Source organism: Reichenbachiella sp. MSK19-1 (assembly GCF_003590315.1).
Lineage (GTDB): Bacteria > Bacteroidota > Bacteroidia > Cytophagales > Cyclobacteriaceae > Reichenbachiella > Reichenbachiella agariperforans.
Window position 1 is genome coordinate 601326 of the sequence record NZ_MIER01000015.1, and the last position, 19876, is coordinate 621201.

A 19876-nucleotide genomic window follows, 5' to 3' on the forward strand; every position below is an offset into this window, starting at 1 on the left:
GTCGGTAGAAAGCACTTCCATATCTCAGCGGCAGATATCACGGTCGAGTTGCACCGAAACCAGCCAGAAAGCACCTTGACATATGCTCGATCAGCGTCTGTTAGATTTCCTTTTACAATCCAATTGAGTCTGGGTGTTGCCGGGTATCCCAAACTCTTAATATCTGAATTTCATTGGTTTGGATTCGGTAGAAAATTTTGTAATCTCTAACGACTTTTGAGTGAACGTTCCTGTAGCTCGTTCTGGTTCCAATGTTGGGAAATTGGGAAATAAGTTCAGCAGATTGTTCAAACAGGTGCTCTAGCTTCTCAGCATAAATTTCTGATTGATTCCGTTCGAACCAATACTTGTAAATATTAGTTCGATCAATGATGGAACGGGTTGTCCATCTTACTTTTTTAGCCATTCCTTAACCAGTTGGCTTGCTTCGGAATTAGAATGAAGTTTGCCTGATTCCGCATCAGAAATCCCTTCATCTATGGCTTTCTTCTCAATGTCGGTCAGTTCGTCAATATGCTCGATTTCATATTCGAGTTCGACAGCTTTAAGAAGTTCATCCAACAATCTTGGGTCGTTAATATCATTGACACGTTCCAATATTCTTTCTTTGACGTTCATACCCATAAAGTTAGAAAGTTGTGATGAGAGTTGCTAATGAGTCCGAATGAAATCTAACGCCCAACTATCATCCGTAAGCTGGACTTTTCAAATTTCTACTAAAGTATCGGATAGCATTTGTCTTTGCAAATAGCTCAGCAAGCTTATGGATGATAGTGTTTGTTGTGTGGAGTCTTTTCTACCTTTTACCTACCCAATGCGGATAAAGTAGGTTAGGCTGTGTTAAGGTATTTAACTCCTCAATATGTTGTGGCAGTAATGACCAACCAACCGAATCCAAATTATCAATAAGTTGTCTTTCATTTCTAGCACCTATAACTATACTTGAAACCGTATCATTTTGTAACAGCCAATTGATGGCAACTTGAGGAATGCTTTTATCCATTTCTATGGCAATACGTTCTAGTGAATCAACAACATCATATACTAGCTCATCATTAACAGGGGGGGGAACCAACAGCTCCTCCTGATTTTATTCTTCCTTCACCAACAGGCTGATTTCGCTTGATTTTCCCAGTTAATCTTCCCCATCCTAAAGGACTCCATACCATTAATCCCAATTCTTGGTCTTTGACTAAAGGCATCAATTCTTGTTCGTAATCCCTACCAATAACTGAATAATAACCTTGGTAGACTATGTATTTCTCCAGATTCAACCTATCAGAAACTGACAGAGATTTCATGAGCTGCCATGCTGCAAAATTAGAACATCCAATGTAGCGCACTTTTCCACTATTAACCATTTTTTCCAGTGTTCGCAAAGTCTCCTCAATGGGTGTATTAGTATCAAACCCATGCATAATGTATAAATCAATATAATCTGTTTGCAAACGCCTTAAGCTGTCTTCCAAAGCATTTGTTAGATGAAAGCGTGATGCCCCTTGATCATTTGGCCCTCCTCCCATTTGAAATGTTGCCTTTGTTGAAATAATACTGTTTTGTCTTTTACCTGATAAAGCTGCACCGAGAATGGATTCAGAATCTCCCTGAGAGTACACATTTGCCGTATCAAAGAAATTCACACCGCGCTCCAAACATATGTCTATGAGTTTGGAGGCTTCTTTCACATCAGTTTTACCCCATCGACCAAAAAACTCGTTGGTACCACCGAATGTCCCTGTTCCGTAACTGAGTACTGGTACTTTTAATCCTGACTTGCCTAAATTTCTGTATTCCATAATTTTTACTGAGCTTGTTTTCAGCAAAATTCAGATATGCAGTAATCAAATCACAGGAGTATTGTCACAGAGATGATGTGCGGATTGTCACACTAAGCAGGAATTAGGCGGCTAAGTGTTTCTCTGGAAACGCCTAAATATGAAGCAATCATTGTTTTTGGGATGCGCTGAATCAAGTCAGGGTATTGCTCTAGCAAATTATGATAGCGATCGCTTGCGCTACTACTGATAAAACACATAATTCTTTTTTGCAATGCAATATATCCCGCGGTTGTTTTCTTGCGAAAAAAATATTCCATTTTTTGCAAGTCACGACACAGTTTCTCCTTATTCTCCAGAGTTAAGGAAAAAACGACTGTGTCTTCAAGGCAGTCTACAGATAAGCTTGCTTTGGTGCCATAATGAAATGCCTCCGGGTCGGTTATCCACCAATTTTCCATGGCAAAGTGAATTATATGCTCTTTCCCTTCAGAACTTATACTAGCAGCTTTCATCAATCCTTTTGCAACAAAATAGTCATGTTGTACATAATCGCCCTGTTGGATAATGAGGTGATGTTTTTTAAATGCTTTTTGCTCGAAGTGACATAATACACATTCAAACTCTTCATCAGTAAGAGAAACAATTTCTTCTATCTGCTGTCTAAGCTTTATTTTCATTTGAACTAAGGGTGAATTTTTAGTCGTAGATTACACACAACGTCGACTGTATGTTTAGCTTTAGCGTCGTTGATTATTTGTAAGCTGACCATTTAGTCATCTAATTAAAACAGCTTACAAGTTAATCAATGAAATATACGCAGTGTTATTGTTCGTTTGAAAATTGGAATCTACCGCTGCTTTTCGCTGTTTTGTTCTGAAAAAATATGAGTTATAGACAGGGCTATGAATCGTCTTTTTGAAGAAGAGAGGTGCCTTTTCAACTGCTTAACCCTTGAAATTGTGGTGATTTTCGCCTAACTTCAATCTCAAGTTTTGTCAACGTGTCCACGTTTTGAAAGACTGCTTTCAACGAGTCCTGACGAGCAAAACTTAATCCTTCGGATAAACCACACTTTCAGCCAATATCATTCGACTTCAATCCTCTCTAAAAGCACCGAAATGTCCTCGCCGATTTTCATATGAACTCTAACGACCAGCTATCATCCGTAAGCTGATCTTTTCAAAGTTCTTTAAAAGTATCGGATTGCACTAACCTTTACAAATAACTTCTTTATCTTATGGATGATAGTGTCTGTTGTGCTCAGTGTTTGTTTTAGATATCTTTATGAAATGATACCTGATAATTTTATTTATCACTACCAATCCTTGATTGGAGGTGTATTAGCTCTGGTTGCAGGTTTGTTGGCGTATTATGCTGCAATGAGAGCTGAGAGGCGAAAAGACAAAGAATATAGTGAAAAGAAGCAAAATTTTGCCATTTCTGTTTTTATTAAACTAAAGGTTGTTCAGGAAGAATTAGAAGATATAGTTGATGTTTTGGGTCATGATTTAGATGAATTAAAACAGAAGGTACGTGTACCCGAAGAAAGAGATCTAAGTTTCTCAGAAATTCCCCAAGCACTTTGGGAGGCTTGGACTTTGGGTTTCGGACTATCACCTGAAATAATGTTGAAAATTGAAAATCTTTTCGAAGATCTTGAGCATTGTAAAAAGTCTTCGCAGGAGTTAAATTCTATTTTATTAAATTACAAGAAACGAAGTGTTGGATTAGGACAAATGACCATTTCAATGTTTGAAGATGATAGGTTAAACGAGTTTGAAAGAATTCATGAGTTGCTATTACGGAATAAAAAATGGTTTGAATCTTCGACAATTACGGTTGAGAAACTGACAGATGATATTGTAAAAAGTTTCAAAATAAATAGAAATATTATTGATCGATTATGGGAAAGACCAGATTAGTTAGTGTTGGGCCTGTTCACAAGAATTGGAAATCCGACTTAAAGGGGTGGCAAAGGAAAGAGTTAAGGGAGATGTTGAGAAGCATTAAAAATAATTCATGCACCCATGATTCTACACTTGCTGTTATTGAATTGTCAACTGGTTCTGTTACGTGTTTATATGGTAAATATGAGTTGACTTATACATGTGAGGAAAGAGGCATTCTAGTTGTCCATAAGTTATGCTACTGTGAAAAGGCTAGAAGATCTTCTTATTCCAAGGCATCATAAGTTTAAAAAATAAAGTGATGCCACTCATTGAGCACAACGCCTGCGTATGGTACGTGTGCGTGTCGTTTGATAATACAGCCAAAGTAGTGAAAATCTACCGAACCTACTAGCGAATCGGTAAGAGCTGCGTTCCGCCGATCTTCCGGTGCGGCGAACTGACGTTACTATAAGCAGAGAGGTAATTTACCGCGGCAGATGCACGGGTTCGTTCCGCCGAGGCTGGCTAAATTCTCAGTTCGCACATGCACTATGACGCGATGTTATGCCTATTTTTCATCTATTTCCGCTCGTTTCAGTACTAAGTTTGTCCGATCTAAAAGGTATTTGATAATGGTACTGTCCTTCTTTGTGAAGGATCGCATATCATCAGTTGTTCTCCAAGTTCGACCGTCAGTAAATTTGAGTGAATGGTGTTTCTTCTCTACGACCTTTCCATTTGGCGCGATGGCTTTTTCGAATTCAGTAATTTCAACCACTTCGTTAAGATCATACTTTGTTGGAGTGATGTCAAATATTCCATTAATCGAAATGGATTCATCGAAAACCTTGACATTCGAATTGAGAGTTAGACTAGTAAATATTGTTACGACAAGCAATATTCCGATCGCTAGATACTTCAATAACTTGCTGGCGTTAAAACCATATTTTAGATTATAGTATCTCCAATATTCCGATGCTAATTTCTTCTTGGCAAGTCTAACGATCAAAATGTAAATTGATGTTGAAATACCAAGGGCTGAAAATATGCCAATAACAAACCATGTCCCTGAGTTTTGCTTGATAAGAAATGCAGGTTTTGGTTCAACTGCCAGTTCTAAATCCGAAAGCCGTTCGAGCAGGAGTGTTACAATTACTGCATTGAAAGGAAGTGAAAATAAAAAACCTACTAGAAGTAGAATATCGAATGCCTTATATTTTTTGGTTAGCAGTTCGCGATCCTCTTGTTGAATAGCAGGTGGTTTGAACTTTATCAAGATTTCAAGAAAAATAAATACCGTTATAAAGACAGAAACTTGTTGGATCATTGACTATGGTGGTAATTGCTGCTAACGCCAAGATATGGTGTCGTGGCGATTTATATTTTCTTTGTTTCAGTTGCTAATATAGCCGAATCTGTGATTCGGCTAATACATTTTTTATTTCTCATGAGGCGCATCGCAGAATCGGCGGGGCTTCCAAAAGCTCTAGTGCTTCCTTTACAGCGAAACCGCCATGCATCTCATATCTGATATTAGATTGCGTTTTCGCCTTGTCTACAGGCTAGAAAGTAGCTGTATTTTTCAAAGTTGAATTCCAGTTCAGCAGCTCCGTTAAGATGTTTGAAGTTGTTCGAATTCAGTTCGTATCCATTGTACATTAAGGGATCGTCAGTTGGTGGGTTGAATACAGCTTTCATGTTCTCCAGGTTGAAATGTGCCAGTGTTAATTCACCAGCCAATCTCTCATCGGAGTGGTTGAAAAGTTCAATAGTTCGTTCGCTCAAATTCCAGTTACCTGAGTCTTCATAAACGAATCCTTTTGAATGGAGAAGTTCGAGCGTTTCCCTCAGTTCGTCAGTTGAGATTAGATCACGATTTTTAAAATCAATGTACTCTTGAATTTGTTGAACCGTTGATTTGGGTTGAGATGTAAGACTTCCAAGAATCCAATCAGAAGTTGTAATTCGCTCAGTTGCCAAGTTCTTCTTTAAGGTTGAGAGTCGGCCAGCGGTTAAGCCGTATTTCTTGGCTAGTTGGTTAAGAGTTAGGGTTGAAGTGAATGCGAGTTTTGCAATCTCCTGTTCAGCTTCTTTGTTCAAGGTTATCTTCATCTTCGCAGTGAATGCAATCTAACAATTCAATAAACACACCTTTGTGGTGTTTACTTCGGTTGTATCAGAGCGAATCTAATGGATTTTTGATATCTCGCAAACTTGAGGTAGCTACATAGGTATGCATTTGACTGGTTTCTAGAGAGTTGTGTCCCAATAATGTTTGAATAGTGCGAAAATCTGTGCCTGCTTCTAACAGATGTGTTGCAAAACTGTGACGCAGCATATGTGGTGTAACGACCTTTAATATTTTTGCATTTCTTGCAGCGACTTTTATAATTTTAGCCAGGCTAGTAGCGCTGTATTGAATAGACAACAATCTCAAAAACACCTGATTTCAGATTCTAATCCACGCAAATAGTGCATTAATATTTTCTTAGGAAGTACCCATAATACACCCAGATTCCCTTCCAATATCTATCGATTATGAGGCACCAAAAAATGCCTGTTTTTGTCTCTTTACAAACCCGTGCAGGTTTGTCTCAAAGTCTGCGCAGATTCGATCCAAAGTCTGCGCGGATTTCACTCAAAGTCTGCGCGGGTTTGATCTAAAGTCTGCGCAGGTTTGTGGCAAAGTAACACTAGGTTTTTAGTAAAACCACAGCAGGTTTGAGACAAAGTCTGCGCAGGCTTTTTGAACAAGTACATTTTATGCCTCTAGAAGACCTGAGGGGTAGTTTATTGACTTTCCTTTGGTACAAGATTCATAGAAGCAAAACAGCACTCAAACCAGACAATATCCCCACTTGAATCCCCAAGAATCTATTCCCCTACTCTCCAAAAATCTTCCGAATACTTTCCTCAGCGAATCCTGCGCTACCTGTCATGCCCTTGCCTCCTATCCCGGTGACAATGTGGATGTGCTGGTCAATGGTATGCTCGAAAACATCCTTGTTTTTGCACTGGCTATAGATACCAAACCAGGTGCGCTGCAGCTCCCAAGATTCTAGGTCGAAGATTTCCTTGGCTAACCGGATCATGTACTCATTCATCTCCTGATTGATATCAAACCCTAGCATATCTGCTTGGGCGGCATCTGCATATTCGTGGGAGTCGCCGATGATGACACTGCCATCCATCGCTTGCTTGAATAGGATGTGAATCCCCCACTCTTTGTGTTTGGACTGTGGGTCTTCTTTGGCCTTGATTGCTGCGTAGGAGTTGCATTCGCTAAAACTCTCATAACGTCGGATGCTCAGTCCAGTCAGCACAGAGCCAGGTATGAATTGATTCCTTTGCGGTACTGTCTGCATCATCTGCAGCTTGGTCACTTCGAGATCGCTCTCTTGGTAGAGTTTTGGATACAGATTTTTGAAATCACTGCCCGTGCATACGACGACCTTTTCGGACATGAATACTTCGCCTGAATTGCAAAATACCCACTGGTTGTCACTGGCAGACTCAATCTCTGTCACACAGCGGTTCGAGAGATACTGCAAACCGTACTGCTCGATCAAGTAGGCTCTGATCTGATGAACTGCCACTCTTGGCTCTACAGTCACCTCATCTGGAAAAAACAAGCCTCCCTTCACATAGTCCGCTTTCAAACCCTGATAAGTCTCTAGACATTCGGCAGGGGATTTCAACTGTGAAGCATATCCATTGACCTGATTGATCTGCTGCAGTTCGTGGATCAGTGTCATTTCTTCCTCGTCTGAGGCAATGTAGATCGAGCCGTTTTGACGAATCGATATATCTGTCTTAGCCTGTATGTCTTTGTATATCTCTAGACTCCTGCGGCCATATTTTTGCCATTTGGCATCCATACCCGACGGGACGACCTGTCCGAAGTTTCGCACGGTGGCGCTCATCGGTTCATGGTCTCGCTCGATCATCGCGACGGACCTGCCTGCCATCAGTGCATGGTAGGCATGAAAGGTACCCAAGATACCGCCACCTACTACGATCAAATCATATTTCATTGTACTCATCTCAATTCGCTATTCTAATCTTTCGCAACAAATAAACTACCGTAAAACCCGTCATCACGATCCCTATCACGGCTACCACATAAGCGGACTGGACGATAAAGTCCAACCAATCCACATTGGGTGAATAAAAATTCTTAAACAACAACACTCCCACACTGCCTAGGTAGCCAAAAGCATCCGCGATGTACATCAAAAAACCTATGTTGGCACCAGAGATTTTGAAGACCGGGATGACCCGCTCAAACACAAAGCAGTTGAACGGAATGTAGGCCAAATACACGCCTGTCATGATCATAATCACCCACAGCGAACCAGACACCACTTTTTGTTCCATCCCAAAAGTGCTCAACGCAATCGTGACATAGCCCACCAATATGATCAACTGTATGGCCAACAGTGCCTTGAAGTTGTCCCTGATCAGGAAAATCGAACTCATCACGATCAGTACAATGATGGTGGAAGGTATCGACGTACTCAAGTAGATCGACGGCTCCTCCGCAAAGCCCAAAGCCAGCCAAATATCGGAAGCGTAATTGCTGCGCAGGTCTCTAAAGATGGTGAGCATCATGTAGCTCAGTACCATGACCAGCATCAATCCTCCGATACTTTTGAGGCTTGTACGGCGACTTGCAGCATCCATAGGCACGCGTGCCATCCGCTCCGCTTTGTCCTCCTCTGTCGGTTCGGGCATTTTGTTGAGCAAATAGACCGAGACCAACAGCGGCACGGTGAATATCAGCCCAACAATGTAGGGCATGTGGTACTCCGATACACTGAGGTTGATGATGAGCCATTGTGCGACGGACTTGCAGAGATTGGATGCCATGATGAAACTGATCGACAGGATCGCACCCAATATCTCCGTACTAGACCTACCCTCGAGATAACTAAACACGATACCCCAGATCATACCCAAAGGCAGACCATTGAGGAAAAGACACCAGAAGTTGTAGGGAGCTGGGATGAACGCAAACAGTACCAAGGCCAACTCTGCAAAACCAATCAGCGCCAAGATCAACCAAGCCCGCTGGCTCTTCTTTAGTTCAGAAATGAACTTGATCCCTATGAACTTCGAGAACATATACCCCAGTGCCTGAGCGATGATCAGCAGACTCTTGAACTCCAACCCCAGATAGGTAACATCCGCAAATACACCCACAGAAAAAGCCTTTCGAAAAGCATACATGCATGAATAAGTCGAAAATGCCACCAATCCCATAGAGATCACGAGGAACCAAGCGTTTTTGGATTTTTGGGAGAAAGCAGCAGGCAAGGTCACATCCATGTCTTATACTTTGGCGTAATCCATGATTTCCATGAGATTGGAGACGACATGTGTCGCGCCCAAAGCTGTCAATTCTTCGCGGCTGTACATGTTGGACGCTACGCCTACGATGTACTTGCACTGGGCATTGAGTCCCTCTTCCATATCGGATTGGGTATCCCCTACTTTGACGACTCGCTGTGCGTCTGTGATTCCAAAATGCGCCATGATCTTTTGGATCATCTCTGGCGAGGGTCTGCCCGATTCTACTTCATCACTGGTCACTGTGAAATCGATCAAATCACTTCCAGTCCAGCCTAGACGCTTGAGCAATAGGTCCACAATCTCCCGACTATAGCCAGTATCTAGGGCTACTTTGATCCCACGGTTGTGTAGTTCTGCAAATAACTCTACCGCTCCTGGAAAGGCTTTGATTTCGTCTGTCTCTTCGTATTTTTCGATCAAAATCTTAAAAAAATCTGCATTGACTGCCTCACGCTCTTCATCACTAGTCTCAGGCGCATGCGCATCAATCAACTGATTGATGCCTTCGGTTTTGTTCATCCCACCCACTGCTCTAAACACCTCTTCCAACTCCAGATGGATGCCGACTCTTTCCAATGCTTTTTTCACACACTGATACACTGTTTTTCCTTCTTCTACTGTGGTGCCAGCCATGTCAAATACGACCAGCTCTATTCCGTTCAAATTCATATATCTATATTATAATGCCGAAGCACAATGGTTAATTTTTTATTAAGCTTTTGAAAATCTGTCTGAAGCTCTCCAGGATAAAATCCGCTTCGTCCTGCGTGATGATCAAGGGAGGATGCAGTGTGACCACATTGGTATCGATCACTTTGAATGACAAGCCTTTGGACAGGCCATATTCCAATACCGCATTCGCTAAAGTTGGGTTCCGTTCTTTGGACTTCTTTGAGGTCACCAGATCTATCGACAGGAGCAAACCGATCCCGTCCACATGACCGATCTGATCATATGCAGCTGCCATCTCTTGCAATCCTTTGAGCAGGTAGCTACCCAATGATTCCGCACGTGACACCAATTCTTCTTGCTGAATGAAGTCAATGGTCGCATGCCCCGCTGCTGCACTAATCGGACTCTTCTCATGCGTAAAATGCCCGATCGAATAATCTGCCACGACGTTGTATTTGCCCTTGGTCAAGATACCTGCAAACGGCAGTATTCCTCCGCCTAGAGACTTGCCCACTACCAGTACGTCGGGGGTAACATAGTGCTCCGCGGCAAACATTTTACCCGTTCGTCCCATGCCACACACGATTTCATCAAAGATCAAAAATGCGCCGTACTCATCGCAAAGTGTTCTCACAGTCTGCCAATATCTAGCTGTCGGGATAAAAGGCGTAGATGCCACAGGTGTCCCGACCACCGCTGCGATATCTGGATTGTTCTGAAACACGACACGCAGCTGATCAAGATAGGCATCATCGATGGCATCTGTATCAGCAGGATCTATACCCCAGGGATTGCGGTAATAGTTCGGGAACTCCACAAAAAATGCACCCGGCACCATGGGCCCCACGCCAGTCGTCCAGTGGGCATTGCCACTGAGCGTCGCTGCTTGAAAGGTGCTGCCATGAAATTGATTCCAAAAGGAAACTGTCTTCCACTTGCCCGTCACACGCTTGGCGAGCATCACGGCCATCTCTATGGCTTCCGATCCTCCCGGACAAAACAGCACTCGATCCAGTTCCTCAGGTGCCATCGACACCAGCTTCTCCGCAAAATCCACCGTCACCTGTGCCGTATAGCGTCTCGGTGCAAAACTCAACTGATCGTCCAGTTGGCGTTTGATGGCTGCTACGACCGCAGGGTTGTTGTACCCGATGTGGTGTACGCCATTGCCATGCAGGTCGAAGTAGCGCTTGCCGTCATGGTCGAAGATGTAAGCGCCCTCTGCCCTGTCGATGACATTCATCACAGGCGAAGACAATGCTTGGTGCAAAAAAACGTTGGCATCACGATTCAATATCGTTCGTGACGCTTGACTCAGGGATTCGGCCTTTCGGCTCTGCACCCCAGACTTGTGCGTATCTCCTTGCTGCACGAAGGAGGCAGTCATGTTACTCATGGTTGGTTGATTTATTGAGTTTAAATATGTCTTTCATTCGGCCTTCGCTATCGTACATGCGCAGCTCCAGCTCGTCCCCGAACACCTCGATGGTCAAGTAGTGATGTCCTCTGAATGTCTTGGCACTGAACCATGAACGAGTCGGTGCAAAATCCTCCAAATTACCCCCTGCACCACCGGCTTGGACATAAGTCACGCCTTTGGTGTTGGTGACTTTGTTGTCCAATATCTGATGGGTCCGCTGATAGGTGTGCAGGTGACCGAAGAAGACCATGTCCACGCCATACTTTTCGTAGAGTGGCACGATGGGCTTGATCTCTGGGTCGCCCATGGAGGTAGACTCCTTCCAACTGTCTCCATAGTCGTCCTCATCCGAGGAATAGGGTGCATGATGATGCGCTACAAACTTCCACTCAGCAGTAGAGTGCTGCAGCTGTTCCTCTAGCCAAACATACTGCTCCGCTCCCTCTGCAAACTGATCCTTTCGGTTGCTATCGAGCATGAAGAACTCCGCATTGCCAAAGGTGAATTTGTAGTAGGCCTTGTACTTGTACGGCAAGATGTGGTACTGATTGAACCAATACAGATCACCCTCTCCATTGCCCGCAACTGGATACACCGGAATGCGTGAGGTCAGTTGACTCATGGCATGGAAGTACTCATAGTTCCACTGGAACTTGTTGGCCTCTTGGCCGCCATCGGTCAGGTCTCCAAGATTGAGCAGAAACTCAGGTCGCTCGTCCCAAAGCAACTTGGACACACGGTTGTTGACATGTGGACGCGCCTCCGTATCACCTATCACCGAGAAGGTGAAAGATGCTGGCGCAACCTCCCCAGTTTTGAAGGTCGAAATTCCGCTTTCTATCACCTGCCCATCCTTGGAAGTTGATTTGATGTTGTAGAAATAAGCTTGACCCGGTTCTAGGTTTTTGAATACGTATTGATTGATGTTGCTGCCTTCAACTGTACCTGTTTCGCGGTTGCTTTTTAGGGTCTCTAGCTTCACACTTTCCGTCAAGGGCACAGAAGTCCCGTACTCAATCACTGTATTGGCGGGTTCACTGGTTTCCCAGACGACCCCCATCTGGGTAGGCGTACCCATCTGTAGGTAAGGTCCAGCATTGTAATGAAATAGGTCTGGGTAGAGCTTACCTTCTATGGTCAGGTTTTGAAAGTCTTCGAAGTTCTTTTCAATCTCCTTTTTGCTCAAAGCCTGACGATACAGTCGCTGACACTTCAACAAATCTCCCATCTGCATGTAGGGCTCATGAGAGAGGTAGGCAGCATTCTCCAACTGCATGACTTTCGGGTCGTATTGCATGATTTTACCGACTTTCATCTGAGCTTTCAGTTCGCCATTGAGGTAGAGTTTCATGGATTGCCCGTCATAGGTGGCTACCAGATGTGCCCAGTAATTCTTCCATCCGCGTCCCTCCACTTCAACATTCAGTGCGCTAGAAAACGCCGACTCCTGATCTTTGAGCGTAAAAACTACCTGACGACCATAGACACCCAGCAACCACAGCGGATCTTGCTCCTCATGCTGATAACGATAGGTGGTCATGATGCCCACCTCTTGATTAACATGGTAGAGCAACCAGAATTCCACCGAAAAAGCCTCCGTTGGCACTCGCTCAGAAGGGAAAAAACCTTCGACTCGCTCCGTTGGATCTTGACCGAAAAACTCAAACGGATAGGTCTTGTATTTCAAAGGAGCAACGGGTGACTTAGGCGATTCTAATCTTGGCCCGATGGGGTTATTAGCATGGCGATCCAGCGTATAGTCTGGCCAAAACCACCATTCGCTGAGGGCGTCCTGTGCTCGCGAAAATTGTACTGTTCCTATTAAAACAACTAGAATTAATAATCTTTTCATGCTTTGTCTCTCAATTGGTCCCAAGGCCCTGTGATGGCCATGGTGAGTCCTTCTTCTTGTACATTGACGAATAGTGTTTTGCCTGATGGCGAAAAACATACGCCTGTAAGCTCTGATTTGGAGCCTACATTTCTACCAATGTTGTAGATCTCTCCGTTCGGCTTGATGCCTCGGATGTAGGCATCCGCTACATCCTCCACCAAGATCACATCACCCCATGGTGAAACGGTCAGGTTGTCGCAGAATTTCAGTATCTCGGTATCATTGGGTTCTGCAAACAATGTCAAAACACCGGGCTGTTCGGCTTCCCGATCTGTCCCCTCAAACGGACTCGGTTTGTATTTGAACACCTGACCTGAGCGGTTCTTGCCGCCATTGGTACAGGCAAAATAGACCTCCTCGTTACCATACCACATGCCTTCGCCTCTATCAAAAACAGCCGCTCCCGCTTCGAAACCTCTGTGGCGCAAATCATCCGCTGGGCTTTCGACATTATCAAGCGTCATCCATTCCACCGCAAGTGACTGGCCAACTGCCAGCGCTTGTTGTTCAATATTTCGCGTGTCAAAACTCGACTGGTCTTTGATAACCAAGGCCTGTAGCACGCCTCCTTCATGGAGCTCTCCCGGCACATGAGGCAGGTAACGATAGATCAAACTGTCGTGCTGATCCTCGGTCTGATAGACTATACCAGTGCTGGGATCTACAGCCACCGCTTCGTGGTTGAAGCGACCCATCGCCTTGATGGGCTTAGGCACGATCAATCCTGTGCCACTGACAGGAATCTCAAAATTGTATCCATGAGACTGCTCATTTTCTTCGCCTTGTGGCGTAGTGTCTTCCTCACAAGTGATCCAAGTATTCCATGGAGTCGGTCCTCCTGCGCAGTTGCGATTGGTACCGATCAGGCTTAAAAACTGCTTCTCTACTTCCTGCTTCTCTTCGTCAAATACCACAGTGGTCGTACCCCCAAGACTTGGATTTTTCCCAAATCCATGGTCATAAAACTGCTCTTTGTGTAACAGATCAAACAGCTCCAAATCTTTGCCAAATGGCCCAAATTCAATGGGATTAGGGCTGTTCTCATGGTTGCGGATGAGGACGACTTTCCCATCCAAATCAAAAGCCGCCATGCCATCCGCTCTACTAGGCACGAAGAATCCATCTGACATTTTTTCTCCCCACTGAGAGATGATCTTTGCCTCGAATCCTTTCGGCAATTCCAACCATTGATTGGCAGCTGTCATAGTTTCTTTTTTGGCAAACGAACAATGAGTCAGGTACTGTGCTAGTCCGGCAAATCCTATGGAAACTACTGCAGACTGTTTGATAAATTTTCTTCGTGAATTCATTGTGCTTGGTTGGGGTTGATGGATACAGGATTGTTTCTTTCGTAGGTCGAGCTATCAAATGTGACTTGGAAAGTACTAAATGGGTTGATTTCTTTGACATAGTAATCTGTGGTGATCACCTGTGCGCCTGAGCGTTTGGCAGCCTCGAATCGCTCGTAGTTGTTCTTCCTCGCTTCATCTGTATTGGCATCTGCGCGGGTTCTGACCATGTAGCCCTTTTTGACTCGCTCTCTGATTTCCTGCTCCTGCTCAATCGGATCATTCATGATGAAAAATGCAGCCATAGGGTGTGTCTCTTCTACATCCACAAACATCGGTTTGTTCACTACGTCACCTTGCAAATACTGCTCAGTCAGTTCACGACCTGCATCGAAGACAAACAAGACTTTCCCTCTCGAAGCGTCCAATGCTGGCCAGCCAGTAGTCAAGACCGCTTCCCTCAAACTCGCTGCTGATCCCTGTACCAGTCCAGGGGTGATCAGTTCTTCATCTGCAAATACAGCTGCGATCTCCGCATCCAAACTATCCAAAGCCTGAGCGTCAAAAGCAGTCACTTCGGTATATCCTGGCTTGTTGATGCCGGAGTTCTTAGGGTTGATCGTGATGATGATAGGGAAATGGGTAGGATTCGCCATGGACCAGGTCCGTACATCCGACAAACACCCCTTGAAAGTCAAACAGTGACTCCTAAAGTCAATGTCCGGGATATGAAAAGTTTTGATGCCCCGAGTTGACAACTCATGAGCCGTATCGAATGGTAAGGCTGGGATTCCCAGAGAATCCATCAACTGCAAAGCCAAAGGCTGCTGAAAACGCCCTCCTTCTGGGTCATACACGACATCTATTTCCAGATTCCTCAGTCCCAAATCCAACTGCTGATCGAGTGGCAGGTGTTTGTAGTCCAAGCCCATCGCACCAGAGTCTTCTTGAATCAACAATTGCATCAGGGCGGGTTCTATGCCGCTCTTGTAACTGTTGTGGCTACCGATGACCTGCATTTGGTTGAGCTTGATTGGTTCTTGGGTTTCTTGCTTGGGTTGACAGGCGATTGCTGTCAGGAAGAGAAAGAATATGGGAGTCAAATGTTTCATGAATATAAAATGATTAATTGCTAAATTCTTTTGGGTTGGGTGAATCATTGGTGCGTTAAGGTTAGACTATCCATCAATTGATTTTCCAGATCATAGGCTCTGAAAGTCAATGATTTGCCTTGTACTGTAGCTATACCATAGTGGTGTTTTTTGATGACGGTATCCATGACTGGCCAGTCGGACAAACCCGAAGGTTCAAGACCTCCTCCACCACCACCTACAACCAGAAACGCTGTCTTTTGCGCTCCAAACTGACGGATCAATCGCTCATAGTCATGGCTGTGTCCAGCGACCACTAGATCGATGCGAGTGGATTCAAAAAGCGGCTCTAGGAGTTCCAATATAGATACCTCACCGTGATAGCCTGGCCAACCTTGTGAGTAAGGCGGATGATGCAATACAATCCATCGCCACTCCGCTGACACCCAAGCGGATGAATGAATCTGCTCAATAAACCAATCATACTGATCTGACCCTTTTGGAATCCCAACAGGAAACCGTTCATCAGGATCCAATGCAATGAAAGCACAATTGCCCTCAGTCCAAGAGAAGTATTGCTTTTGATGAGGCAAAGCAGCGAACTCAAAGTAATTCTTTGGATTAAGGTCGTCGTAATAACCGTCATAATCATGATTGCCCGGCACTGGATAATGCACAAAAGTGGACTGACTCAAGGCCTCTACAAACTGCAAGTATGCGAAGCGGTCACTGCCCTGATCGACAAGATCCCCTGCTCCTAAACCGAAGGCGGGTTCATGTTCATTCATACGAGATATAAGCTTACTAAAAGTAGCCCATCCTCCTTGGCTATCTCCCCAGAGTGCCAATTGGAAAGTGTCCTTTACCATTTGTTTTTGGAAACTGTAGATCTGCGATTGCGTCTTTCCTTGTTGTATTTGGTAATAGATTATGTTCTCAAAGGATAGGAAAGCTGTAAGAAAATTCCCTGAAACACCTGAGACAGTTTTGTGCAGATTGAGATCTAAAGAGTCTTTTCCGAATCGGAGGATTGCCTGCTCTATTCCCTCAGATTGCCACCTTAGGTAGAGACTATCATTGGCTGATTGCCAGTAGGGATCGGTGAGCATGGCTGGATATGCTGACAAATCTGCTTGTTTCAAATCTGGATGAATCAAGCTGAGCTTTCGCTCTGTGATCCACTGATCGTAATGTTTTTGTTGGGTGCTCTGATAGTCTGACCAGTCCTTTTGAGCAATCCATTGGACACTTCTGAGTCCGCCCTCCATGGCATTGTTGAGCACTCGAATCGTAATTTCTGTAGGTTGATTGGATGTAGCGTGAATAGGGAAATACTCTCCTGTCAATCGATGAACACGCTGGCCATTGAGCCAAAGCTGTGCGCCATCATCGGCACGAATGTGCAGTACGCCGTTATCGAGTGGCACAGAGGTTCTGTACCAAATCGGTGAATTGGGCAGTAGGATTCGATGTGGGAGTGTTACAGACTCGCTACTATCAAAGGACGGTATGGTGGGATTCAATCCTCCAACCGTATCAGTGGCAATTACCTGCCAGTCTTGATTGACATCCACGCCAACCATCATAGGCAGATGCAGCAGAGAATCCAACCTTGCATTGGTTGTCAAGTCTCCTAATAACACATCCGAATAAGTAGGAATGGGTAAATGAGTCTGAGGGCTACTACACCCCCAGACAAACAAAATTACAAACGTAACAACTAGTCTATTCATAAATCACTACTACTGAATTGCTCCCTGCACTGCCTCACCAGCTTTAGGTTGCTTGTATTTTTCTCCCAGAGCCTCCATGACAGTACGCGCCACTTGGTTTTGGTAAAACTGCCCTTCTTCTTTGATTTCGCCCTTCGCAGGTGAATCTGGTCCCATCACTGCTATCCAGATTTCACCAGCATCTTTGATGCGGTTGCCATGGTGCTGCCAAGTTTTCTTTGGGTGTGTGCCACGGCCGTGATCTGTAGTGATGATGAGTGTCGTCTTGCCTTTGTACTGATCTTGAGACTGTGCATAATCCCATAGCTCTTTGATGTAAGCATCGGTTTGCTTCGCAGATTTCAAATACTGGTCATACTCGCCATCATGAGCAAAATCATCCGTCTCACCGTAGGCGACATAGAGCACCTTAGGCTTGTTTTTCTTCATGTACTCCATGGCATAGTGATGGGTAAACACATCCAAGCGAACGCCACCCCAAGGGCCTCTGATCTCGTCCTGAATCTTGTTCAAGAAAGACTCTGTCTCGCTAGGGCTGTCGGTTGCTTTCTCAAACCCGGCATTGATTGGGAGACCACTGCGCTCCCTGTTGATGATGTAGGGGAACACATCCCAAGAGCCGAAAGCTGCTACTTGCCCCTTGTATTTTTTGGTATTGTTGAGATGCTCTAGAATGGTAACATTGGGATTGTTAATTTTATCGTTGCTACTGATGTTTTCGTCATCTGCAAAGCCTGTCAAAATCTCGTTGTACCCTGGATATGAAAACCACATCTGGTTACTGCAATCTACCTTATTCCCATACTTCCTATTGCCGTAGAGTTGCCCCTCTACTGCGATGGTGTTCCAAAAGAAAGGCATCAGCATTTCTCTTCTTTGTAGTGGATCATTGACCCAAAACTCCTCAGTGAGCTCTTCTGGATTTTCCACATATTTAGAATCATCGACAAGCAGGGAATCTGCTCCTCCGAACAATTCTTGCCATCTCAGACCATCAAGAGATACGAGTATGATATTTTCTGTTTTTTGTGCCAAGCTCATAATTGACATTGCGCATAGTAGGCACAGTATTGATATTTTTTTCATCCTTAAAGTATTGTGTTTTTTGACAAAATTTGATTGCTAGTGTGCTAGGCATCATTGAATCGAAAAGACAAACCACCCCGTCTCTTATTCAGAGGTGAAGGGGTGGTTTTTATATCCTTATCGTATTAATTTATATCCCACCAAACATGGGTATTGAGATTGTCAGGTCCCTGACGAGCGATCACTGCATCGTAATTATCCTTGTTGAGAGCCTGTACATCAGTTGGGTAGATGAACCTCACTGGCACTGTCGGCTGTACTGCTCCTGCTCCAGGCGTGATCGTCGGGTAACCCGTTCTTCTCCAGTCGAACCATGCCTCCATTCCGCTGAAAAACAATGCGATCCACTTTTGTGTCCCGATTTTCTCCAAAAGCTCTGCTTGCGTCCCAGTGTAAGCCACATCTGCTTGTGTGAAATAAGTCGCGTCTGGCGCTACTGCTGCACTGATATCAGTATAACCACCCACATCAAGTCTCGATATGTAGTAGTCAAATGAAGATTGAATGCCATTCGTGTAGTAAATCTCGGCATCACCCGTCGAGATAAACCCACGCTCTCTTGCCTCTGCCAATACAAACTGCAACTCAGAATAGCTCATCAAGATCGATTGTCTTGCAATCGGTGAAGCCAAATCATCACATGCTGAACAGGAGAACATCAAGCCTACTCTAGAGATGTAGTTAGATCCACCCTTATCCGCTTCACCACTAGGAGAGTAAGCCAATGCCTCTTCATCAGCTAGGCCATTAGGCACTCCTTGATAGTCATCCAAAGCCCCAACAAGCCCTGCGCCAGAATTAGTAGTAGGTTGAGCATAAGCGTAGATTCTGTTGTCATTCAATGACTTGAGAATGTCTTCCATATTTTCGCTCAGTCGGTACTCATCAAATGAACCTGAACGCGTCGTATAAAGTGGCTGCTGATTCGGGTTATCTTGCAAATACTGCAATGCGGCATTGTCTTCATTGCCTGTCATGATTGGGTAAGTACTCGCATCGCTCATGATCGCTTGCATCGCAGCACTAGGATCTATTCTATCAGACAGTCTCATGTGAATTCTCAACAATAGGGAGTTTGCAAACTTCTTCCACAACATGATGTCTCCAGCGAACAAAATATCTCCTTCGATACTCGTTCCTAATGGATCTAAAAGTGTATTAGCTGATTCTAGATCAGCAATAATCCCTGCGTATATATCGGACTGCGTATCAAAAACCGGTGAATTCACACCAGACTTGGCCGCTACAGCTTGACTATATGGCAAATCGCCATAAGTATCTGTCATCACAGAGTACATCCAAGATTTCATCACGAGTGCGACTCCTTTGTAATTGTCCTCACCTGACTCTTCAGAGATATTGATGATATTCTGCACATCACGCATCGAATTGAAGAATGGATCATACGGATCACTAGCGGGTCCCCAGTTATAACGATCCTCGTTAGTAAACTGAATTTTTGCAGAATATTGCATCACGACATTACCATATCCCCATGCTAAACCAGCGGTCTCAGACACTCCTTTTCTGATGACAGTCGGAAGCAAGAGAGAAGCAGGCACAGCCTCAGGGCTATTGGGGTTGACGTTGGTTTCTTCGAACCCTTGGTCACAGGCTGACACAGCTAATGCTAGCGCTACGAGAATTGCTTTTATATTAATTTTTTTCATCT

19 protein-coding genes are annotated in these 19876 nt (G+C 44.4%); 1 reads left to right on the plus strand and 18 read right to left on the minus strand.

What is annotated here, in order from left to right:
* Positions 1–112 precede the first annotated feature (112 nt).
* The 5 genes from BGP76_RS20625 to BGP76_RS10570 form a co-directional block, all read right to left on the minus strand.
* Positions 113–406 carry a type II toxin-antitoxin system RelE/ParE family toxin gene (locus BGP76_RS20625; RefSeq protein ID WP_119844631.1) on the minus strand — a complete coding sequence of 98 codons (294 nt, stop codon included), beginning with the start codon at positions 404–406 and terminating at the stop codon, positions 113–115.
* Entirely contained in the window at positions 391–618 is a 228-nt protein-coding gene (locus BGP76_RS10560) for a hypothetical protein (RefSeq protein ID WP_147407450.1), read from the minus strand. Before BGP76_RS10560 ends, BGP76_RS20625 begins: the two co-directional genes overlap by 16 nt.
* Before the next feature lie 178 nt (positions 619–796).
* Positions 797–1003, minus strand: a complete 207-nt coding sequence (locus BGP76_RS20545; RefSeq protein ID WP_255416116.1) for an aldo/keto reductase — start codon at positions 1001–1003, stop codon at positions 797–799.
* 52 nt (positions 1004–1055) lie between these two features.
* Positions 1056–1796, minus strand: a complete 741-nt coding sequence (locus BGP76_RS10565; RefSeq protein ID WP_255416117.1) for an aldo/keto reductase — start codon at positions 1794–1796, stop codon at positions 1056–1058.
* A 92-nt stretch (positions 1797–1888) separates the two neighbouring features.
* Complete coding sequence (locus BGP76_RS10570) at positions 1889–2455, minus strand: Crp/Fnr family transcriptional regulator (RefSeq protein WP_099597827.1); 567 nt, start codon at positions 2453–2455, stop codon at positions 1889–1891.
* Positions 2456–3067: 612 nt separating this feature from the next.
* On the opposite strand from BGP76_RS10570, the gene BGP76_RS10575 reads away from it, so the two are divergent.
* On the plus strand, positions 3068–3700 hold the full coding sequence (locus tag BGP76_RS10575; RefSeq protein ID WP_147407451.1) for a hypothetical protein: 633 nt from the start codon (positions 3068–3070) through the stop codon (positions 3698–3700).
* 535 nt (positions 3701–4235) lie between these two features.
* Here the strand turns inward: BGP76_RS10575 and BGP76_RS10580 are convergent.
* The 13 genes from BGP76_RS10580 to BGP76_RS10640 all read right to left on the minus strand — a co-directional run bounded on the left by BGP76_RS10580 (position 4236) and on the right by BGP76_RS10640 (position 19874).
* Positions 4236–4994 carry a hypothetical protein gene (locus tag BGP76_RS10580; protein WP_119844634.1) on the minus strand — a complete coding sequence of 253 codons (759 nt, stop codon included), beginning with the start codon at positions 4992–4994 and terminating at the stop codon, positions 4236–4238.
* A 206-nt stretch (positions 4995–5200) separates the two neighbouring features.
* Positions 5201–5779, minus strand: a complete 579-nt coding sequence (locus BGP76_RS10585; protein ID WP_119844635.1) for a hypothetical protein — start codon at positions 5777–5779, stop codon at positions 5201–5203.
* Positions 5780–5843: 64 nt separating this feature from the next.
* Entirely contained in the window at positions 5844–6110 is a 267-nt protein-coding gene (locus BGP76_RS10590; RefSeq protein ID WP_119844636.1) for a tyrosine-type recombinase/integrase, read from the minus strand.
* 439 nt (positions 6111–6549) lie between these two features.
* On the minus strand, positions 6550–7710 hold the full coding sequence (locus tag BGP76_RS10595; RefSeq protein ID WP_119844637.1) for a TIGR03364 family FAD-dependent oxidoreductase: 1161 nt from the start codon (positions 7708–7710) through the stop codon (positions 6550–6552).
* 1 nt (position 7711) lies between these two features.
* On the minus strand, positions 7712–8995 hold the full coding sequence (locus BGP76_RS10600) for a DUF5690 family protein (protein WP_084190633.1): 1284 nt from the start codon (positions 8993–8995) through the stop codon (positions 7712–7714).
* Positions 8996–8998: 3 nt separating this feature from the next.
* Entirely contained in the window at positions 8999–9688 is a 690-nt protein-coding gene (locus BGP76_RS10605) for an HAD-IA family hydrolase (protein WP_119844638.1), read from the minus strand.
* A gap of 31 nt (positions 9689–9719) precedes the next feature.
* Entirely contained in the window at positions 9720–11087 is a 1368-nt protein-coding gene (locus tag BGP76_RS10610) for an aspartate aminotransferase family protein (RefSeq protein WP_221409879.1), read from the minus strand.
* Positions 11080–12963, minus strand: coding sequence for a metallophosphoesterase (locus BGP76_RS10615; protein WP_158584235.1), 1884 nt, complete (start codon positions 12961–12963; stop codon positions 11080–11082). The genes BGP76_RS10610 and BGP76_RS10615 overlap by 8 nt, the downstream gene beginning before the upstream one ends.
* Positions 12960–14315, minus strand: coding sequence for an alkaline phosphatase PhoX (locus BGP76_RS10620; protein ID WP_119844640.1), 1356 nt, complete (start codon positions 14313–14315; stop codon positions 12960–12962). Before BGP76_RS10620 ends, BGP76_RS10615 begins: the two co-directional genes overlap by 4 nt.
* Entirely contained in the window at positions 14312–15406 is a 1095-nt protein-coding gene (locus BGP76_RS10625) for a phosphatidylinositol-specific phospholipase C1-like protein (RefSeq protein ID WP_119844641.1), read from the minus strand. Before BGP76_RS10625 ends, BGP76_RS10620 begins: the two co-directional genes overlap by 4 nt.
* A 44-nt stretch (positions 15407–15450) precedes the next feature.
* The gene (locus BGP76_RS10630) at positions 15451–17118 is read right to left on the minus strand and encodes a metallophosphoesterase (RefSeq protein ID WP_119844642.1); all 1668 of its coding nucleotides are present in this window, start codon (positions 17116–17118) and stop codon (positions 15451–15453) included.
* A gap of 9 nt (positions 17119–17127) precedes the next feature.
* Entirely contained in the window at positions 17128–18204 is a 1077-nt protein-coding gene (locus BGP76_RS10635; protein ID WP_119844643.1) for a sulfatase-like hydrolase/transferase, read from the minus strand.
* A gap of 125 nt (positions 18205–18329) precedes the next feature.
* Positions 18330–19874 (minus strand): SusD/RagB family nutrient-binding outer membrane lipoprotein, encoded by a 1545-nt coding sequence (locus BGP76_RS10640; protein WP_119844644.1) that lies wholly within the window; start codon positions 19872–19874, stop codon positions 18330–18332.
* Between the last annotated feature and the right edge of the window lie 2 nt (positions 19875–19876).